The sequence below is a fragment of the Pseudomonas sp. TR47 genome (assembly GCF_044143025.1).
GTDB lineage: Bacteria > Pseudomonadota > Gammaproteobacteria > Pseudomonadales > Pseudomonadaceae > Aquipseudomonas > Aquipseudomonas putida_E.
The window spans coordinates 1-18,319 of sequence record NZ_JBHFCS010000026.1; the positions used below are offsets into that span (position 1 = coordinate 1).

Below are 18,319 nucleotides of genomic sequence, written 5' to 3' on the forward strand. Positions count from 1 at the left end.
ACCTATTGGGCATAACCTTGCAATTTGCTTCAATTTACGCACATGCACTTGCGACCTCAAAATGCAACGTAAGCCCCGAATATCTCCATTATTGTCGCCGCCAGCCTTAGTTACAGCTGCTATGATGAATGAGATCGAAAACTGAAATCCCCCACTAGAATTGTTGACTGGAGTCAAAATGAATAAAAAGCGGCCGGTTAATCTTGATATTCGAACCATTCAGCTTCCTCTCACGGCGCTTACATCGATTCTGCACCGGATTTCAGGAATTATGCTCTTTATTTTTCTGGGACTGATACTGTATATGCTGAGCAAATCGTTGGAGTCAGAAAAGGGTTTTAATGAAGTCAAGGAGATTTTTTCTTCACCTTTCGGCAAAGTTAGTTTCTGGTTGGTATACTCTTCATTTATTTATCATCTCGTAGCCGGAATTCGACACCTAGTTATGGATGTGGGTGTTGGTCATACTTTGAAAGGCAGCAATCGCGCCTCTACTATTGTTTTAGTAGTGTCGGGTGTTTTAATGGTTGCTGGCGCCGTATGGATTTGGTAGCTGTGGAGTCGTAATGCGTATTTACAAGGACTAAAAGCGTCCTTTAAAGCTAACTTACGAAAGTATTTATAATCGACGGTTCACGCTTAAACGGTTGAATCCTTTCGGGCTTCCGAATAGCTGTTAGCTGAAAGCTATCATGAGCTAAGTTTTCTGTGCATCATCAAATGTGTTAATGGGAGCGCCATAGTACTAGGTACAAATATGGCTCTAGGACAATGTTAGATGTTTTGGATTTTGAGGCGGATCGCTCTTATCGAAGATCGTCTAATTCGCTCTGAAGCGCAGGTTTTTTGAAACTATCACCTGGTTGGCACACTGTGCGAATCAACATCAGATATGAGAAAGCCAATCAGGTGAACACTACCCTCGAGGGCTCATCTGTCCAGTTAAAGCCTCGAGTCTTTCTGGGTGCGCAAAAGACAAGAAGGTTATATGGGAAAATTATGAGGCCTGGATACCATGCGTCATGGGCGTGCCGATGCTGTGAGTGACAGAGCGAGAAGCAAGTGAAAGTCCCTGAAGTAGGGGCGGGATGCGCCCGAGTGGCATTTTTTGTCTTAAGGTAGATCGCGTAGCTGTTCTTGGGGAGCCCGCAGAACTCGGAAAAAATCGTACGCTAAGGTTTTCCGAGCTGCCGCAGCGGCCTGAATTTCCCGTCTTCCAGCTTGCGGCTTTGCCGCCAAACGTAATCGCCGGTCAGGTTGATGTGCTCCCAGCCCAATGGCGAAAGGTATTGCAGTAACTCAGGATTAACTGGCTTGCCTGCCTCTTCTCGGGCCTGGGTCGCGCGCTCCAAGTACACGGTGTTCCACAACACGATGGCGGCCGTCACCAGGTTGAGGCCGCTGGCCCGGTAGCGCTGCTGCTCGAAACTCCGATCCCTGATCTCGCCGAGGCGGTTGAAGAACACCGCCCTGGCCAGGGAGTTACGCGCCTCGCCCTTGTTCAATCCGGCATGCACGCGGCGACGCAGTTCCACGCTTTGCAGCCAATCGAGGATGAACAGCGTGCGCTCGATCCGACCCAGCTCGCGCAGAGCCACGGCCAGGCCGTTCTGGCGCGGGTAGCTGCCAAGCTTGCGCAGCATCAGCGATGCGGTGACGGTGCCCTGCTTGATCGACGCGGCCAGCCGCAGAATCTCGTCCCAGTGAGCGCAGACGTGCTTGATGTTCAGGGTTCCGCCGAGCATTGGACGCAGCGTCGGGTAGTCTTGGACGCTATTGGGCACATACAACTTGGTTTCACCGAGGTCGCGGATGCGCGGCGCGAAGCGGAAGCCCAGCAGGTGCATCAGGGCGAAGACGTGATCGGTGAAACCAGCCGTGTCGGTGTAGTGCTCCTCGATCCGCAGATCGGACTCGTGGTACAGCAGACCGTCGAGCACGTAGGTGGAATCACGCACGCCTACATTCACCACGCGGGTGCTGAACGGCGCGTACTGGTCAGAGATGTGGGTGTAGAACAGCCGTCCTGGCTCGCTACCGTACTTCGGGTTGACGTGGCCGGTGCTCTCGCCTTTACCGCCGGCACGGAAACGCTGGCCATCGGAGGATGAGGTGGTGCCGTCACCCCAGTTGGCGGCGAAGGCATGCCGGAACTGGCTGTTGACCAGCTCGGCCAGGGCCGTCGAGTAGGTTTCGTCACGGATGTGCCAGGCTTGCAACCAGGACAGCTTGGCGTAGGTCATGCCCGGACTCGACTCGGCCATTTTGGTCAGGCCGAGGTTGATGGCATCGCCCAGGATCGCCGTTAGCAGTAGCGTCCGGTCTTTCGCCTGTGCGCCATCCTTCAGGTGCGTGAAGTGGCGGGTGAAGCCCGTCCATTCATCCACATCCATCAGCAGCTCGGTGATCTTGATGCGCGGCAGTAGCTGGCTGGTCTGGTCGATCAGCGCCTGCGCGGTGTTGGGCACCGCGGAATCCAGCGGGGTGATTTTTAGCCCGGACTCGGTGAGGATGGCATCGGGTAGTTCGTTGTCCTTTGCCAGTCGGGTGACAGTGGCCAGCTGCTCGTCCAGCAGCTGCAAACGCTCTTCCAGGTACTGGTCGCTGTTCGGGTTGATCGCGAGTGGCAGCGCCTGTTCCCGCTTGAGTGCGGCGAATTTCTCGGGAGGCAGTAGGTAGTCATCGAAGTCGCGGAACTGCCGCGAGCCTTTGACCCAGATGTCGCCGGAGCGCAGCGCGTTCTTCAACTCGGACAAGGCGCAGATTTCGTAGAAGCGCCGGTCGATGCCTTCCGGGGTGATCACCAGCGGTTTCCAGCGCGGCTTGATGAAGGCGGTCGGTGCGTCGGAGGGCACCTTGCGCAGATTATCGGCATTCATCTCGCGTAGGGTCTGAACGGCATCCAGCACGGCTTGCGCTGCCGTCGCGGCTCGGAGCTGAAGCACCTCCAGAAAGGCTGGGGTGTAGCGGCGTAGCGTAGCGAAGTTCTCGCTGACCAGGTGCAGGTGGTCGAAGGCTTCCGGCCGGGCCAGCAGCTCGGCCTCAGTGACACTCTGGGTGAACTCGTCCCAGGGAATGACCGCCTCGATGGCGGCGAACGGATCGTCACCGGACTCTTTAGCGTCCAGCAGGGCCTGGCCGATCTTCGAGTACAGGCGCACCTTGTCATTGATCGCTTTGCCCTGCTTCTGGAACTGCTGCTGATGCTTGTGTTTCGCGCCACTGAACAGCTTGACCAGGATGCGGTCGTGCAGATCAACCAGTTCATCGATCACGGTCGCGGTGCTTTCCAGTACCACGGCGACCAGCGTGGCATAGCGCCTCTCCGGTTCGAACTTGCCGAGGTCTTGTGGCGTCATCTGCCCGCCCTCGCGGGCGAGCTTCAGCAATCGGTTCTGGTGGATGTGCCGGCCGAGGCTGTCGGGAAGGCCCACCAGTTGGAAAATCTTCAGCCGCTCGATGTGCTCGATCATGTGCCGCGAGTTCGGCTTCAGCGGTGATTGCCGCAACCAGGTCAACCAAGTGCTGTTGCTGCCGGCCTTAATGGTGAGCAGTTCGTCGAGCTTGGCGTGATGCGATGGGTTCAACGGCTCGACCAGGGCGCGATAGACCCGCCGATTGGCGCGTGCAATGGCCTCCGAACACGCCCGGTCAATAACGCTCAGCGTCGGCAGGATGCGCCGCTTCTGCCGCAAGCTCTCCAGCGCCTGCCCGGCCAGCAGCAAGCCCTTGTCGGTCTGCTGGGCCAGCTCGGTCAACTCGCGCACCAGGGCGCGGAAGTCCGACAGACCGAACGGGGCCAGTTGCAGGTAGGTGCGCAGTTCCAGAGCGTGCTCGCGGCGGGTCACGTCGCGCTCACCGTACTTCGCCCAACTCGCGGGGTCGGCTTGGACTTGCTTGGCCACCCACTGGATCACGGGCTCGGGTAGCGCCGTGTCGTTGCCCAGCGCATAACCAGGGTAGCGCAGCAGGCAGAGCTGCACGGCGAAGCCGAGGCGGTTGCCATCGCCCCGCCGTTGACGGATCAGGGACAGGTCGGAGTCGTTGAAGGTGTAGTAGCGGATCAGGTCATCCTGGCTTTCTGGCAGCGCAAGCAGGGTGTCGCGCTCCGTAGCCGAGAGAATCGAGCGACGCGGCATGGTTCAGTCGTCCGTGCGAAGGTACTGGTAGAGGGTTTCACGGCTGATGCCGAACTCGCGTGCGAGCTGAGCCTTCGGCTCGCCGGCAGCGGCCCGCTGCCGCAACGTGATGGCTTGATCGTCGGAGAGAGCTTTCTTGCGGCCCCGGTAAGCACCGCGCTGCTTGGCCAGGGCGATGCCCTCGCGCTGCCGCTCGCGGATCAGGGCGCGCTCGAACTCGGCAAAGGCCCCCATGACCGACAACATGAGGTTGGCCATGGGCGAGTCCTCGCCGGTGAACACCAACCCCTCCTTCAAGAACTCGATGCGCACGCCGCGCTTGGTCAGCCTTTGCACCAGACGGCGCAGATCGTCGAGGTTGCGCGCCAGGCGATCCATGCTGTGCACCACCACGGTATCGCCTTCGCGGACGAATCCGAGCATGGCTTCCAGCTGCGGGCGCTGGGTGTCCTTGCCCGAGGCCTTGTCGGTGAACAGCTTGCCGATCTCGACCTGCTCAAGTTGGCGTTCCGGGTTCTGGTCGTAACTGCTGACCCGAACGTAACCGATGCGTTGTCCCTGCAAGATGCCTCCATAGGCTGGATGGGCGGTAGGGCTTACGTTGGTTTTTGGTTCCATTGCGCCCTAAGCCTTGAATTTGTCAGGTTGGAATCTAAGACCTTGGCAAGCATGTGTCAAAGAATGTGAAAGCAGACTCTATTCTGACGGCGCAGCGTGGCCATTCCTGACATCCAGTTAGGGTATAGCTCAATATGACACATGGCTGCAAATCGCTAATTTACCAACTATAAAGAGCTATGCTCTCAAGAAGCGGTTGCGCTAACCGATACAGTATAAATTAGGCCCCAAGTATTATTTTATTTGCACAAAGGTAATGATTATGTTTTTCAATAAAAACAAACAACTGCTGGACACAGAAAATAAGCTCTCAGAACTACAGTGGCAGCTTGATTCAATAAATCGAAATGTCGCGGAAATCAGATTCAGGCCAGACGGGAGCGTAATCTATGCGAGCAATATCTTTCTAGAGATGCTTGGTTACAAACTCGAAGAAATAGCAGGGCAGCACCACAGAATTTTCTGCGAAAAGAATTATGCTAGCACAGCTGATTATTCGCGCTTCTGGCAGAAATTGGCTGACGGCCATCCTCTATCAGGTTTATTTAGGCGGCTGCGCAAAGACGGTAACTTAATATTGATTGAGGCTACTTATATTCCAGTTCAAAATCAAGATGGAAAAGTTATTGAAATCATTAAGATTGGCTCAGATGTCACTCAGAGAGAAAACGAGTTACTCTCACTAAGAGCCGTCCATGCAGCCATCTCCCGCTCGATGGCGGAGATCGAGTTCACACCTAACGGTGACATTCTGCATGCAAATGAGAATTTCCTCCGTGCTATGGGTTATCGCCTCAGCGATATCAAGGGTCGACACCACCGAATGTTCTGTTTCGATAATTTTTATCAAGAAAATACAAATTTTTGGCAGAGTTTAAAGGGAGGAACTTTTTTCAGCGGGCAATTTGAGCGCAAGACCGCATCGGGAGAGACCATCTATCTTGAGGCCACCTACAACCCCGTCGTTGATGAAGCCGGCCAGGTTGTGAAAGTGTTAAAATTTGCCACCGACGTCAGCTCGCAGAAGCATAAGGCTGATGAAATCCGTCAAGCCGCAGAGCTTTCCTTCACCACCGCCGAGGAGACATCTCAAATTTCCGTGCGGGGCATGGAGTCCCTTGCTAGTTCAATTGAATTATCTCAGAGCACACTTAATTTAATAAACGGTGCGGTTATTTTGATTACACAGCTAAATGCTCAGGCTAAAGATATCGAGAAAATTGTTACCACCATCCAAGGCGTGGCAGAACAAACTAACTTACTAGCACTTAACGCCGCAATTGAAGCTGCCCGAGCGGGTGAAATGGGCCGAGGCTTTGCTGTAGTAGCCGACGAGGTTCGTCAGTTGGCAGCTCGAACTAGCAGTGCCACCGTGGAAATCCAGAATGTGGTAACTGCTAACGGAAAGCTTACTCAGCAACTGAATATAGATATGAACAGCATCGCTAGAAGCGCCGAAGAAAACAACGATCAGATCGCAACTGTAACAACTATTATGCGTGAAATCAGTGACGGTGCAGACCATGTTGCCCGTACCGTATCGACGTTGTTCAAAGACAATAGCTAGTGTCCAGTTTTAGGAAAAATCAGGATCGGAACTTCGAGCCGCAGCGCTACAGAGCCAGAAGCCCAAACTTGGTGACGGCCATCGTGCTATGGAACACGATGTATCTGGAGCGCATCACTTGGGGCTGGTCGAGGCAAGTCGGTGGGCGGCGAGCTGCTGCAATACCTGTTGCCGCTGGGCTGGGAGCACATCAACCTGACTGGCGATTACGTCTGGCGGCAGAGCCGCAGGCTGGAGGTCGGGAAGTTCAGGCCGCTACGATTGCCCGGAAAACCTTAGCGTACGATTTTTTCCGAATTCTGCGGGCACCCCTAGCACGTCCGGAAAGCCCGGCAGCGCGAAAAAGTCTGCCGCCGAACTGACCACGAACGCCGCCAGCTCACCTTCACGCAGGTCGAATTCAGCTTGCTCGACCAGAAAGGCCTGGATGGCGGTTTCGAAGAAACCATGCACCGTGGCACCGGCAATGTGGCCGTTATGGTCGTTGTCCTGGGGGCGGGTGAGGATGGGGTGGAAGTGGGAGAACGCGCTGCGCTGAGGGGATTCGGTCATGAGATATCCACAATTGGTTACACCGTGAGGAAGCTTCCCACACCAAGACAGGAAGGACTATAGTCGCAATCAACTATAGATTGCATACCATGGTGTATCTGATGAAACTGAGAAAGACACCGATGCCAACTCATCAATTAGATCATGCCAACTTGAGCCGACTGGTGGAATCGGGCCGAATCAACGCTACGCACATCGTCGGCCAACCGGGTGGCTGGGCCATCCAGGTCGATATCAATCAGCAAGAGCACCTGCTGATTGCCCAACGTAGCGGCAACGTAAGGCTTTTCAAAAAGTTTGAAACCTTGGTCATCTACCTGCGTGAGATGGGCATCGACCATTTCGAGGTGGACACCTCAGCCTTTGATCCTGGCCTGATGAGCACTTACCAACGTCCTGATCGCGCTCAAGCGTTGAAGCGGGCTCATGAAGCAGCCGCTTACGAGGCGTGGTTCGCAGAGCAAGTCGAAGCAAGCCTGAACGATTCGTCGCCCGCGATGGAGGATGAAGAAGCAGAGCTGCTGTTCGCGGCTCGCCGCAGCGAACTCAAAGCCAGAGTCCGCTGATGCGCCTGGCTTGGCGTGAAATGGCCCGCAATGATCGCTTTCGCATTATGGACCATATAGCCCAGGACAATCCCGCTGCCGCCATTTCACTAGACGAAAAATTTGCCGAAAAAGCCAGGCTCGCTGCGCAGACTCCTTCCATGTACAAACCCGGGCGCTATCCGGGGACCCGGGAAATCATCATCCACCCCAACTACGTGATGGTCTATCGGATTACAAGGGAAGCCGTGGAAATCATCCGCATCCTGCATGCAAGGCAGCAATGGCCCTGAAACACAAAAGCCGCCCTTGGGGGCGGCTTTCTCGTTGCAACCGGCGACAGCTTACAGCTGTGGGCCAGCAGCCTTGATGGCGTCGGACACTTCGAACTTCTTGAAGTTTTCAGTGAACAGCTTGGCCAGGCCTTTTGCAGCTTCGTCGTAGGCAGCTTTGTCAGCCCAGGTGTTGCGCGGGTTGAGCAGCTCGGTCTCGACGCCCGGAACGGCCTTCGGCACGTCCAGGTTGATGATGTCCAGGTGCTCGGTCTCGGTACCGACCAGAGCGCCGCTCTGGATGGCAGCAATCACGCCACGGGTGGTCGGGATGCTGAAGCGCTTGCCGACGCCATAGCCACCACCGGTCCAGCCAGTGTTGACCAGGTAGACCTTGGAGCCGAAGGCGTTGATACGCTTGATCAGCAGCTCGGCGTATTCGCCAGCCGGGCGCGGGAAGAACGGTGCGCCGAAGCAGGTGGAGAAGGTCGACTTGATGCCGCCACCCGAACCCATTTCGGTGGAACCGACCAGCGCGGTGTAGCCGGACAGGAAGTGGTAGGCCGCCTGCTCGTTGTTCAGGATCGAAACCGGAGGCAGAACACCGGTCAGGTCGCAGGTCAGGAAGATGACTGCGTTAGGCTCGCCACCCAGGTTGGCTTCGGCGCGCTTGGCGACGTGCTCCAGCGGGTAGGCGGCGCGGCTGTTCTGGGTCAGGCTGACATCGGCATAGTCGGCGTGCTTGTTGCCGTCCAGGACGACGTTTTCCAGCACGGCGCCATGCTTGATGGCTTTCCAGATGACCGGCTCGTTCTTCTCGGACAGGTCGATGCACTTGGCATAGCAGCCGCCTTCCATGTTGAAGACAACGCCTTCGCCCCAACCGTGCTCGTCGTCACCGATCAGGTAACGGCTTTCGTCAGCCGACAGGGTGGTCTTGCCGGTGCCGGACAGGCCGAAGAACAGGGTGACGTCGCCTTCTTCACCGATGTTGGCAGCACAGTGCATTGGCAGCACGTCGGCAGCCGGCAGCAGGAAGTTCTGCACCGAGAACATGGCTTTCTTCATTTCGCCGGCATAACGCATGCCCGCGATCAGCACTTTCTTGGCGGCGAAGTTGATGATGACGCAACCGTCGGAGTTGGTGCCGTCACGCTCAGGCACGCACTCGAAGTTGGCAACGTTGAGGACCTGCCACTGGTCGCGGCCAGCCGGGTTGAACTGCTCAGGGTTGATGAACAGGCAACGGCCGAACAGGTTCTGCCAGGCGGTCTGGGTGGTCATCTTCACCGGCAGGTAGTGCTCGGCGGCAGCCCCTACGTGAACGTAGGAAACGAAGTGATCCTGGGCGTTGTTGAACGCCTCGACGCGGTCCCACAGGGCATCGAACTTGTCGGCCGGGAACTTGCGATTGATCGGGCCCCAGGCGATGGCGTCCTGGGTGGAAGGTTCTTCGACGATGAAACGGTCAGCCGGCGAACGGCCAGTACGGTGCCCGGTCTCGACGACCAGTGCGCCGGTATCGGCTAGCACGCCTTCACCGCGTTGCAGCGCTTCTTTTACCAGCTCATCGACGCTCAGGTCGGTGTACACGGTGTTGTTGGCTTGCGTCATGAGATACCCCATCCGGCCCGAGGCCGAGTGCTCCAAACGTTTTGTAGTTGTCTGTAAAAAACTACTACAGCGAAAAAAGTGGCCGGATTATGCCAGAAACGCCCAAAAAAAGTAGGCCCCTCCTGTCGTAACTGCCCTTTTGCGCAATTCGACAGGAGATTCCCCTGAAATTAAACGTTTCAGTGGCGAGTTTCTGACGCCGTGTCAGTGCCACCACCGGCAAACAGTTGTGCCACATCGCTGGCATCGAAGAAATAACGCTCGTTGCAGAACTGGCAATCGATCTCGACCTTGCCCCCGCACTCCTCGACCAGCTGCTTGGCATCATGCTCGCCAAGACTGACCAGCGCATTGCCGGAACGTTCGCGCGAGCAGCTGCATTTGAAGCGCAGCGGCTGGATATCGAACAGGCGTACGGCGTCTTCATGATAGAGGCGGTGCAGCAAGGTTTCGTTGGCCTCGGCCCACTCCTGCGGCTTGAGGGTGTTGGCCAGGGCAATCACGTGCTGCCAGCTGTCCTCGCGTTCTTCTTCATCACGCTGGCGATCCACCGGCAACTGCTGCAGCAACAGGCCGCGAGCCTTGCCGCCTTCGGCGTTGAGCCAGAAGCGCGTGTTGAGCTGCTGCGACTGCACGAAGTAGTTGGTGAAGCATTCGGACAGGTTTTTGCCGTCGAGCTCGACGGTACCCTGGTAGCGCTGGCCTTTGACCGGGTCGATGGTCAGGGTCAGATGGCCGTCGGGCATCAGCTGCGCCAGGGTCGCGTCGGCTGCTATCTGGTCCGCTTCGTAACGCGCCATGCCGCGGATGTCGCGCTCGCCCGAGCACTCCACCATCAGCAGGGGGATGGGGCCAGCAGAACGCGCCTGCAGGATCAGCAGGCCGTCGAACTTCAGCGCGCCCACCAACAGCGAGGTAGCGGCCATCAGCTCACCGAGCAGAGTGGCAACGGGCTGTGGGTATGCATGACGAGCCAACACCGCGGCGTAGCTGTCATCGAGTGCCACCCACTCGCCGCGAATATCGCGGTCGTCGAAGATGAAACGTTGGGTGAAATCGGTATCCGGCAAATCGCTCATAGGTTTTGGCTATCTAGAAATGATGACAAAATGGTTACACGGAATGTCGAACACTTGCGAGATCCCGTGACAGAGCGCTCACAAGGCGCTCCGATTCCTGATTGCAATAGAGGTATTTTATGGACAATCGACCACTGTTAAAAGCAAGGTGGTCTTGGGGCCCCTTGGCAGCCTGCACTTTGCTGCCCATCGCTCTACTGTGTTTCTGGTTGTGGCCGTTTGGCCAGATCCTGTGCCTGACTTTCGACGAATGGCTGTTCCACAGCCTCAATGCACCGTTGGCCGACAACACCACCTGGCGCTATATCTGGACCGTCGGCAGCCTGCGCCCCTTCGACATCGTCGTGGGCCTGGTCCTTCTGGCCGTGCTGATTCGCGGTGACTGGGTATTCAAAGCCAGCCAGGTGCGTGAAGCCTTCTTCGGCTTTCTGGTTACGCTGATCCTCTTAGTGGTGATTCGCGCGCTGTTTTCCAAGTGGGTGGATGCAATGGGCTGGCAGCATGACAGCCCATCAATGCTATTCACCAACGCTGTGCACCTGAGCGACTACTACCCGAACCTTGAGAAGGCATGGGAGCTGAAGGACCGTTCCAGCAACAGCTTCCCGGGCGACCACGCCTCGGTATTGCTGATCTGGGCCTTGTTCATGAGCCTGTTCAGCCGGCGCCTGGTCCAGCACCTCGTGATCTGGGGCCTGGCGTTGCTGTTCATGCTGCCGCGCCTGGTTGCAGGCGCGCACTGGGGGCAGGATGACTACATCGGTGGCTTGCTGATGGCGGTGCTGGCGTTGGGCTGGAGCTGCCATACGCCGCTGGCGGCCAAAGGTAGCGCGTTGCTGGTGCGGTGGACGGCGCCTTTGTTTGCCCTCGCTGCCAGGCTACCGCTGATCGGGCGCCTGGCGGTGGTCCGCTAGACGGCTGGGGCGGCTGCCCAGCCCATTCAATCAAAATTGCCGTGCAGCTGGTGAATCTGCCGCCGCTGCTTCTTGTTCGGCCGGCCGTCGGTGGTCACGCCCATCGCCCCGGCCTTGCGCAGCTCGGCTGCCTGCTCGCGGCGGCGCACACTCTCCTCGGTTTCTGCATACAGGGCCTGCGCTTCAGGCGCGCCCCGGCGTACCACCGACAGCGCCTTGACCACCACGGTACGCTCGTCGAAACCGGTACGCAGCACGAACTCGTCACCCACTCGCGGCTCCTTGCCGGGCTTGCAGCGCTCGCCCCGGCAATGCACCTTGCCACTTTCGATGGCGGCCTTGGCCAGCGCCCGGGTCTTGTAGAACCGCGCCGCCCACAACCATTTGTCCAGGCGTACCTTGTCGTCTTCTTCCGCTTTGTGTGCCATCCCGTTGCCTCGAATTCTGTCTTTCATCGAACTGTACTACCGTAACTGACGGATGCAAAAAGTCCCCGCCGTGCTTACAGTTCACCACCTCATTCGCAGGGTGTGCTTCGTGAAGACATTTGACCATCTGACTGTAATCGGCCTGCGCGAGTGGGTCGCCTTGCCCGACCTCGGTGTGGCGGGCCTGCGCGCCAAGATCGATACCGGTGCCAGCACCTCCAGCCTGCATGCCACCGAGGTGGAGCCCTTCGAGCGCGACGGCCAGCCATGGGTGCGCTTTACGGCCCACCTGGGTTCGATCGTGCAATTGCGCCACCGCCGCTGCGAAGCCCCGCTGGTCACCATGAAGACCATCAAGAGCTCCAACGGCCATGCCCAGACCCGTTACGTGATCCGCACCTCGTTGGCGTTGGGCGATGGCGTCTGGGAGGTAGAGTTCACCCTGGCCTGCCGCAAGAACATGCGCTATCGCCTGCTGCTCGGCTCCAAGGCACTCATTCACGGCCAGCTGGTGGTCAACCCCGGGCTCAAGTACGTGCAAGACAAACCGGCCTACCCGGCCACCCTATCTCCTGTCACAGGTGCTGCATGAAGATCGCTGTGCTGTCGCGCAATCCGCGTCTGTATTCCACCCGCCGGCTGGTCGAAGCCGGCACTCAGCGTGGCCACGAAATGGTGGTGATCGATACCCTGCGGGCCTACATGAACATCGCCAGCCACAAGCCGCAGATCCATTACCGCGGCAAGCCGCTGGAGGGTTTCGATGCAGTGATCCCGCGCATCGGCGCGTCAGTGACGTTCTACGGCTGCGCGGTGCTGCGCCAGTTCGAGATGATGGGCGTTTACCCGCTCAACGAGTCGGTGGCCATCGCCCGCTCGCGTGACAAGCTGCGTTCGTTGCAGTTGTTGTCCCGGCGCGGCATCGGCCTGCCCATTACCGGGTTCGCCCACTCGCCGGACGACATCCCCGACCTGATCCAGATGGTCAATGGCGCCCCGCTGGTCATCAAGGTGCTGGAAGGCACGCAAGGGATCGGCGTGGTGTTGTGCGAGACAACCCAAGCGGCCGAGTCGGTGATCGAAGCGTTCATGGGCCTGAAACAGAACATCATGGTTCAGGAATACATCAAGGAGGCCGGCGGTGCCGATATCCGCTGCTTCGTGGTGGGCGACAAGGTGATTGCTTCGATGAAGCGCCAGGCCAAGCCAGGCGAGTTTCGCTCCAACCTGCATCGCGGCGGTGTGGCCAGCCTGATCAAGATCACGCCTGAAGAGCGGATAACCGCCATTCGTGCGGCCAAGGTGATGGGCCTGAGCGTGGCGGGGGTGGATATTCTGCGCTCCAACCACGGGCCGCTGGTGATGGAGGTGAACTCCTCACCGGGCCTGGAAGGTATCGAGGTGACAACCGGCAAGAACGTGGCTGGGATGATCATCGAGCATCTGGAGAAAAATGGCGGGCCGAATCAGACCCGGACCAAGGGCAAAGGCTGAGGTTTTGGGGCTGCCGTGCAGCCCCATCGCTTGCCGGCGATAGGGCCATCACTGACAGCGAAGGCTCAAACCGCATTACGCGGTAGCAAAAGCCCCAACGGCAACCTTACCCGCGCCTCGATCCCGCCCCCGGACCGGTTGCGCAACTCGACATTGCCGCCATGCTGGGCGGCGATCCGCTTGACGATCGCCAGCCCCAACCCGGTGCCCTTGCCACCCCGCGCCCGGTCCCCACGAATGAACGGGTTGAAGATGGTCTCCAGCTCCGACTCATCGATCCCTGCCCCCCGGTCCAGCACGCTCAGCACCACATAAGGCGCGCTCTCGTCGCCCGACACATAGGCGGCCACCTCGACCCCCTTGCCCGCGTGATGCAGCGCGTTACCGATCAGGTTGCCCAGCATGCGCTTGAGGGAAACCCTGCGCAGCGGGAATGGCGGAATAGGCTCCAGGCACAAGCGCACACGCTCTTGCGGCTGGTTGTAGGGCGCCACCACTTCGCGCACCAGGTCGGCCAGGTCGACCTCCTCCAGCGGCTCGTCGCGGCCATCGCGAATGAAGGCCAGGAACTGGTCAAGAATCGCGTCCATGTCCTCGATGTCGCGGACCATGTCGTCGCTCAGTTCGTTGTCGCTGTTCAGCAAGGACAGCGACAGACGCAGGCGCGTCAGTGGCGTGCGCAAATCGTGGGACACACCCGCCAGCATCAGCTCGCGCTCACGCCCGGCCTGCTCGACATCCTCGGCCATCTGGTTGAACGCGCGATACACCTCGGTCATTTCGCTCGGCGTATCACTGATCGGCAGACGTACACTGCGGCCCTGGCCCAACTGACGGGCAGCGAACACCAGGCGCTTGAGCGGCTGGTTGAGCTGGCGCACGAAGATCCACGCCGAAGCGGTGGACAACAGGCCAATGGCCAGGAACCAGCCAAGTACGTTCCAGATCTTCTGGCCACGCAACGGGTGCGGATAAAGCGGCACTTTCAGCCAGCCCGGGCCGAGGCTCGGCGCGTTGACCCACAACGCAGGCGGTGCGTGGATGCGCAAGCGCACTTCGGTGTCTTCGCCCAGCTCGGCCTGCATCTGCCGTTGATAGATTTCGCTGTAGGGCCAGTGCTGCTCGCCCTCCGGCACGCCGGAGCCGGTCACTCGGATCAGGCCTGCGGCTTCGGCAATCTTGTCGCGGTTTTCTTCATCGGCCGCCCAATAGGCGCGCAGCGTCAGCGCCACACCATGGCTGTACTGCCGATCGACCAGCACATCCTCGTTCATCAGCAGGTAGACCAGGGTCAGCGCCTTGGAGAACAGGACAACGATCAGCACCAGCCACAGGGTGCGGGCGAAGAAGCTTTGCGGGAACCAGACCGGAGTTTTCATCGAAGGCCAGGCTTCATTTGCCAGCGTTTCCGTCCGGTACGAAGACGTAACCTACGCCCCACACAGTCTGGATATACCGCGGTTTGGAAGGGTCCGGTTCGATCATGCGGCGCAGGCGCGAAATCTGTACGTCGATCGAGCGCTCCAGGGCATCCCACTCACGGCCACGGGCCAGGTTCATCAGCTTGTCGCGGGTCAACGGCTCACGGGCGTGCATGACCAGGGCCTTGAGCACGGCGAATTCACCGGTGGTGAGCATGTGCACTTCTTCGCCACGCTTGAGTTCACGGGTGGCCAGCGACAGCTCGTAATCGCCGAAAGTGACCGACTCGTCCTCGCTGCCCGGGGCGCCCGGTACCGTCGGTGCCTGACGGCGCAGCACGGCCTTGACCCGCGCCATCAGCTCGTCCGGGTTGAACGGCTTGCCCAGGTAATCGTCAGCGCCCAGCTCAAGCCCCTTGATGCGGCTGAGTTCGTCACCCTTGGCGGTGAGCATGATGATCGGGATCTGGTTGTTCGACTGGCGCAGGCGCTTGCACGCGGACAAGCCATCCTCGCCAGGCAGCATCAGGTCGAGCACCACCAGGTTGAATACCTCGCGCTGCAGCAGGCGGTCCATCTGTTCGGTGTTGGGCACCGCGCGGGCACGGTAGCCCTTGCTGGTGAAGAAACGTTCCAGCAGGCTGCTGAGCCCCGGATCGTCGTCGACGATGAGAATCTTGTCACCTTCAGCGTTGTTTGCGGTGCCGGTCATGAATAACTCCTCTGAGATCGCCGCGCATTATGGCGTAGCCATTGCCACGCGTGCCGTGAGCATTGTTAGCAGATTTTTCCCCCGGCGCCACTTCCCGGCCTCCGCAACTGGCCTGGCGCCATCACCGCAAGCCGTCTGCGATGGGTATAATGCGCGGCTTTCTCCAGTGCCGCCGGGCGGAACAAGCGCCTCGCAGCCCCCGTATTCACAATTGTCAGGTGGTTTACATGGACAGCATCAACAGCCGTATCGCCGAGGAACTGGGCGTACGCCCTCAGCAGGTCGAGGCGGCCGTGGGCCTGTTGGACGAAGGCTCTACCGTGCCCTTCATCGCCCGTTACCGCAAGGAAGTGACCGGTAGCCTGGACGACACCCAGTTGCGCCACCTGGAAGAGCGCCTGCGCTACCTGCGCGAGCTGGACGAGCGCCGTGCGAGCATCCTGTCCAGCATCGAGGAACAGGGCAAGCTGACCCCTGAGCTGGCCCGCGAGATCAAGCTGGCCGACACCAAGACCCGCCTCGAAGACCTTTACCTGCCGTACAAGCAAAAGCGCCGCACCAAGGGCCAGATCGCCCTGGAAGCCGGCCTGGGCGAGCTGGCCGACGGCCTGTTCAACGACCCGCAACTGGCGCCGGAAAGCGAAGCCGCGCGCTTCGTCGATGCCGACAAAGGTGTCGCCGACGTCAAGGCCGCCCTCGAGGGCGCCAAGTACATCCTCATGGAGCGTTTCGCCGAAGACGCTGCCCTGCTCGACAAGCTGCGCAACTTCCTCAAGCAGGAAGCGGTGCTCAGCGCCCGCGTGGTGGCTGGCAAGGAAGAGGAAGGCGCCAAGTTCCGCGATTATTTCGCCCATGACGAACTGCTGCGCACTTGCCCGTCGCACCGCGCACTGGCCATTTTCCGCGGCCGCAACGAAGGTGTGCTGAGCGCGTCGCTGAAGGTTGGCGAAGAGCTGCCGGGCACCCTGCACCCGTGCGAAATGATGATCGGCAGCCACTTCGGCGTGGAAAACCGCAACCGCCCGGCTGACAAGTGGCTGGGCGAGGTGGTGCGCTGGACCTGGAAGGTCAAGCTGTACACCCACCTGGAAACCGACCTGTTCGGTGAGTTGCGCGACAACGCCGAAAGCGAGGCGATCAACGTCTTCGCCCACAACCTGCACGACCTGCTGCTGGCCGCCCCGGCCGGCCCGCGCGCTACCCTGGGCTTCGACCCGGGCCTGCGTACCGGCTGCAAGGTCGCGGTGGTCGATGCCACCGGCAAGCTGCTGGACACCGCCACGGTCTATCCGCACGCACCGCGCAACGACTGGGACCGCACGATCTCGGTACTGGCCGCACTGTGCGCCAAACACTCGGTGGAGCTGATCGCCATTGGCAACGGCACCGCCAGCCGCGAGAGCGACAAGCTGATCGCCGAGCTGGTTAAAAAATACCCGGCGCTGAAGATCACCAAGATCATGGTCTCCGAAGCCGGTGCGTCGGTGTACTCGGCATCGGAGCTGGCTGCCCGTGAATTCCCTGACCTGGACGTGTCGATCCGTGGCGCCGTGTCGATTGCCCGCCGCCTGCAGGACCCGCTGGCCGAACTGGTGAAGATCGACCCCAAATCCATCGGTGTCGGCCAGTACCAGCACGATGTGTCCCAGGTGAAGCTGGCCCGCGGCCTGGACGCGGTGGTCGAGGACTGTGTGAACGCCGTGGGCGTGGACGTCAACACCGCTTCGGTCGCGCTACTGACCCGCATCTCCGGCCTCAACGCCACCCTGGCGCAGAACATCGTCGCGCACCGCGACGCCAATGGCCCGTTCGCCACCCGTGCCGCACTCAAGAAGGTCAGCCGTCTGGGTGAGAAAACCTTCGAGCAGGCCGCAGGCTTCCTGCGCGTAATGAACGGCGACAACCCGCTGGATGCCTCCGCCGTGCACCCCGAGGCCTACCCGCTGGTGAAACGCATCGCCGCCGACACCGGCCGTGACATCCGCTCGCTCATCGGCGACAGCGGCTTCCTCAAGCGCCTGGACCCCAAGCAGTTCACCGACGAAACCTTCGGCCTGCCCACCGTCACCGACATCCTCCAGGAACTGGACAAACCTGGCCGTGACCCGCGCCCCGAGTTCAAGACCGCCACCTTCCAGGACGGCGTCGAAGACCTCAAAGACCTGGAGCCCGGCATGATTCTCGAAGGCGTGGTCACCAACGTCACCAACTTCGGCGCGTTCGTCGACATCGGCGTGCACCAGGACGGCCTGGTACACATCTCGGCGCTGTCCGAGAAGTTCGTCAAGGACCCGCGCGAAGCGGTCAAGGCCGGCGACGTGGTCAAGGTCAAGGTCATGGAAGTGGACATCCCGCGCAAGCGTGTCGGCCTGTCCATGCGCATGAGCGATACCCCGGGCGAAAAAGTCGAAGGCAACCGTGGTGGCAACCGTGGCAATGGCGGCAACCGCCAGCAGCAGGCACCACGCCAGCGCGAAACCGCTAGCGCCGCGCCGGCGAACAACGCCATGGCTGCGCTCTTTGCCAACGCCAAGCAGTTGAAAAAGAAGTGATGGAGATCCCCAAAGAGCTCGTTGAAAGCGCCTACAGCCAGCTACTGGGCTGCCGCCTGCAACGCCTGGACACGGGCGTTGCAGAGGTGGCACTGGCGCTTGAGCCGCACCTGCGCAACCGCGGCCAGAAGCTGCACGGCGGGGCCATCTTCAGCCTGGTGGACATCGCCATGGGCCTGGCCTGCTCGGCCAGCCATGGTTTCGACCAGCAGAGCGTGACCATCGAATGCAAGATCAACTACATGCGTGCGGTCGGTGACGGCGAGGTCCTGTGCACGGCGCGGGTGCTGCACGCCGGGCGCCGTACCCTGGTGGTCGACGCCGACGTAGTCCAAGGCGACAAACTGGTCGCCAAAGCGCAGGGAACCTTCGCGGTTCTCTAGCTCACCAAACGGTATCTGCGGTATTTTGC

The 18,319-nt window shown here is 59.6% G+C and carries 16 protein-coding genes and 3 pseudogenes; 11 read left to right on the forward strand and 8 right to left on the reverse strand.

What is annotated here, in order from left to right; genetic code table 11:
- Nucleotides 1-178: 178 nt before the first annotated feature.
- Complete coding sequence (gene sdhC / locus ACEWE8_RS22100) at nt 179-553, forward strand: succinate dehydrogenase, cytochrome b556 subunit (RefSeq protein WP_005005993.1); 375 nt, start codon at nt 179-181, stop codon at nt 551-553.
- A 619-nt stretch (nt 554-1,172) separates the two neighbouring features.
- Here the strand turns inward: sdhC and ACEWE8_RS22105 are convergent.
- Both ACEWE8_RS22105 and ACEWE8_RS22110 read right to left on the reverse strand, forming a co-directional pair.
- A complete protein-coding gene (locus tag ACEWE8_RS22105) occupies nt 1,173-4,139 on the reverse strand; it encodes a Tn3-like element ISPa40 family transposase (RefSeq protein ID WP_016486919.1) in 2,967 nt (988 codons plus the stop codon).
- A gap of 3 nt (nt 4,140-4,142) precedes the next feature.
- Entirely contained in the window at nt 4,143-4,703 is a 561-nt protein-coding gene (locus ACEWE8_RS22110) for a recombinase family protein (protein WP_003117272.1), read from the reverse strand.
- A gap of 316 nt (nt 4,704-5,019) precedes the next feature.
- On the opposite strand from ACEWE8_RS22110, the pseudogene ACEWE8_RS22115 reads away from it, so the two are divergent.
- From ACEWE8_RS22115 to ACEWE8_RS22125, 3 genes and pseudogenes are all read left to right on the forward strand, one after another.
- Nucleotides 5,020-5,778 (forward strand): annotated as a pseudogene (locus ACEWE8_RS22115) (PAS domain-containing protein); the annotation flags it as partial.
- A gap of 87 nt (nt 5,779-5,865) precedes the next feature.
- Nucleotides 5,866-6,324 (forward strand): methyl-accepting chemotaxis protein, encoded by a 459-nt coding sequence (locus tag ACEWE8_RS22120; protein ID WP_255260238.1) that lies wholly within the window; start codon nt 5,866-5,868, stop codon nt 6,322-6,324.
- Nucleotides 6,325-6,344: 20 nt separating this feature from the next.
- Nucleotides 6,345-6,603, forward strand: a pseudogene (locus ACEWE8_RS22125) (Tn3 family transposase); the annotation flags it as partial.
- A gap of 27 nt (nt 6,604-6,630) precedes the next feature.
- Here ACEWE8_RS22125 and ACEWE8_RS22130 read toward each other — a convergent pair.
- Nucleotides 6,631-6,876 (reverse strand): annotated as a pseudogene (locus ACEWE8_RS22130) (acyl-CoA thioesterase); the annotation flags it as partial.
- 101 nt (nt 6,877-6,977) lie between these two features.
- Here ACEWE8_RS22130 and ACEWE8_RS22135 point away from each other — a divergent pair.
- A complete protein-coding gene (locus ACEWE8_RS22135) occupies nt 6,978-7,442 on the forward strand; it encodes a hypothetical protein (RefSeq protein ID WP_223255173.1) in 465 nt (154 codons plus the stop codon).
- Nucleotides 7,442-7,714, forward strand: coding sequence for a type II toxin-antitoxin system mRNA interferase toxin, RelE/StbE family (locus tag ACEWE8_RS22140; RefSeq protein ID WP_012316715.1), 273 nt, complete (start codon nt 7,442-7,444; stop codon nt 7,712-7,714). The genes ACEWE8_RS22135 and ACEWE8_RS22140 overlap by 1 nt, the downstream gene beginning before the upstream one ends.
- Nucleotides 7,715-7,765: 51 nt before the next feature.
- Here the strand turns inward: ACEWE8_RS22140 and ACEWE8_RS22145 are convergent, their stop codons facing one another.
- A complete protein-coding gene (locus ACEWE8_RS22145) occupies nt 7,766-9,307 on the reverse strand; it encodes a phosphoenolpyruvate carboxykinase (protein ID WP_012316716.1) in 1,542 nt (513 codons plus the stop codon).
- 179 nt (nt 9,308-9,486) lie between these two features.
- Complete coding sequence (gene hslO / locus ACEWE8_RS22150; RefSeq protein ID WP_046788227.1) at nt 9,487-10,386, reverse strand: Hsp33 family molecular chaperone HslO; 900 nt, start codon at nt 10,384-10,386, stop codon at nt 9,487-9,489.
- Nucleotides 10,387-10,505: 119 nt separating this feature from the next.
- Between hslO and ACEWE8_RS22155 the strand changes: the two genes are divergently transcribed.
- A complete protein-coding gene (locus ACEWE8_RS22155) occupies nt 10,506-11,300 on the forward strand; it encodes a phosphatase PAP2 family protein (RefSeq protein ID WP_046788226.1) in 795 nt (264 codons plus the stop codon).
- Nucleotides 11,301-11,326: 26 nt separating this feature from the next.
- On the opposite strand, the gene ACEWE8_RS22160 is transcribed toward ACEWE8_RS22155, so the two are convergent.
- Entirely contained in the window at nt 11,327-11,728 is a 402-nt protein-coding gene (locus ACEWE8_RS22160) for an RNA-binding S4 domain-containing protein (protein ID WP_012316719.1), read from the reverse strand.
- 109 nt (nt 11,729-11,837) lie between these two features.
- Between ACEWE8_RS22160 and ACEWE8_RS22165 the strand changes: the two genes are divergently transcribed.
- The gene (locus tag ACEWE8_RS22165) at nt 11,838-12,320 is read left to right on the forward strand and encodes an ATP-dependent zinc protease (RefSeq protein WP_039603122.1); all 483 of its coding nucleotides are present in this window, start codon (nt 11,838-11,840) and stop codon (nt 12,318-12,320) included.
- The gene (rimK, locus tag ACEWE8_RS22170) at nt 12,317-13,222 is read left to right on the forward strand and encodes a 30S ribosomal protein S6--L-glutamate ligase (protein WP_012316721.1); all 906 of its coding nucleotides are present in this window, start codon (nt 12,317-12,319) and stop codon (nt 13,220-13,222) included. The genes ACEWE8_RS22165 and rimK overlap by 4 nt, the downstream gene beginning before the upstream one ends.
- Nucleotides 13,223-13,287: 65 nt before the next feature.
- Here the strand turns inward: rimK and ACEWE8_RS22175 are convergent, their stop codons facing one another.
- Complete coding sequence (locus ACEWE8_RS22175) at nt 13,288-14,601, reverse strand: ATP-binding protein (RefSeq protein WP_046788225.1); 1,314 nt, start codon at nt 14,599-14,601, stop codon at nt 13,288-13,290.
- A 13-nt stretch (nt 14,602-14,614) separates the two neighbouring features.
- The gene (gene ompR, locus ACEWE8_RS22180; protein WP_046788224.1) at nt 14,615-15,355 is read right to left on the reverse strand and encodes a two-component system response regulator OmpR; all 741 of its coding nucleotides are present in this window, start codon (nt 15,353-15,355) and stop codon (nt 14,615-14,617) included.
- A 227-nt stretch (nt 15,356-15,582) separates the two neighbouring features.
- Between ompR and ACEWE8_RS22185 the strand changes: the two genes are divergently transcribed.
- Nucleotides 15,583-17,907: a Tex family protein gene (locus ACEWE8_RS22185; RefSeq protein ID WP_012316724.1), complete on the forward strand. Its 2,325-nt coding sequence runs from the start codon at nt 15,583-15,585 to the stop codon at nt 17,905-17,907.
- The gene (locus tag ACEWE8_RS22190; protein WP_012316725.1) at nt 17,907-18,290 is read left to right on the forward strand and encodes a PaaI family thioesterase; all 384 of its coding nucleotides are present in this window, start codon (nt 17,907-17,909) and stop codon (nt 18,288-18,290) included. Before ACEWE8_RS22185 ends, ACEWE8_RS22190 begins: the two co-directional genes overlap by 1 nt.
- The last annotated feature ends 29 nt before the right edge of the window (nt 18,291-18,319 follow it).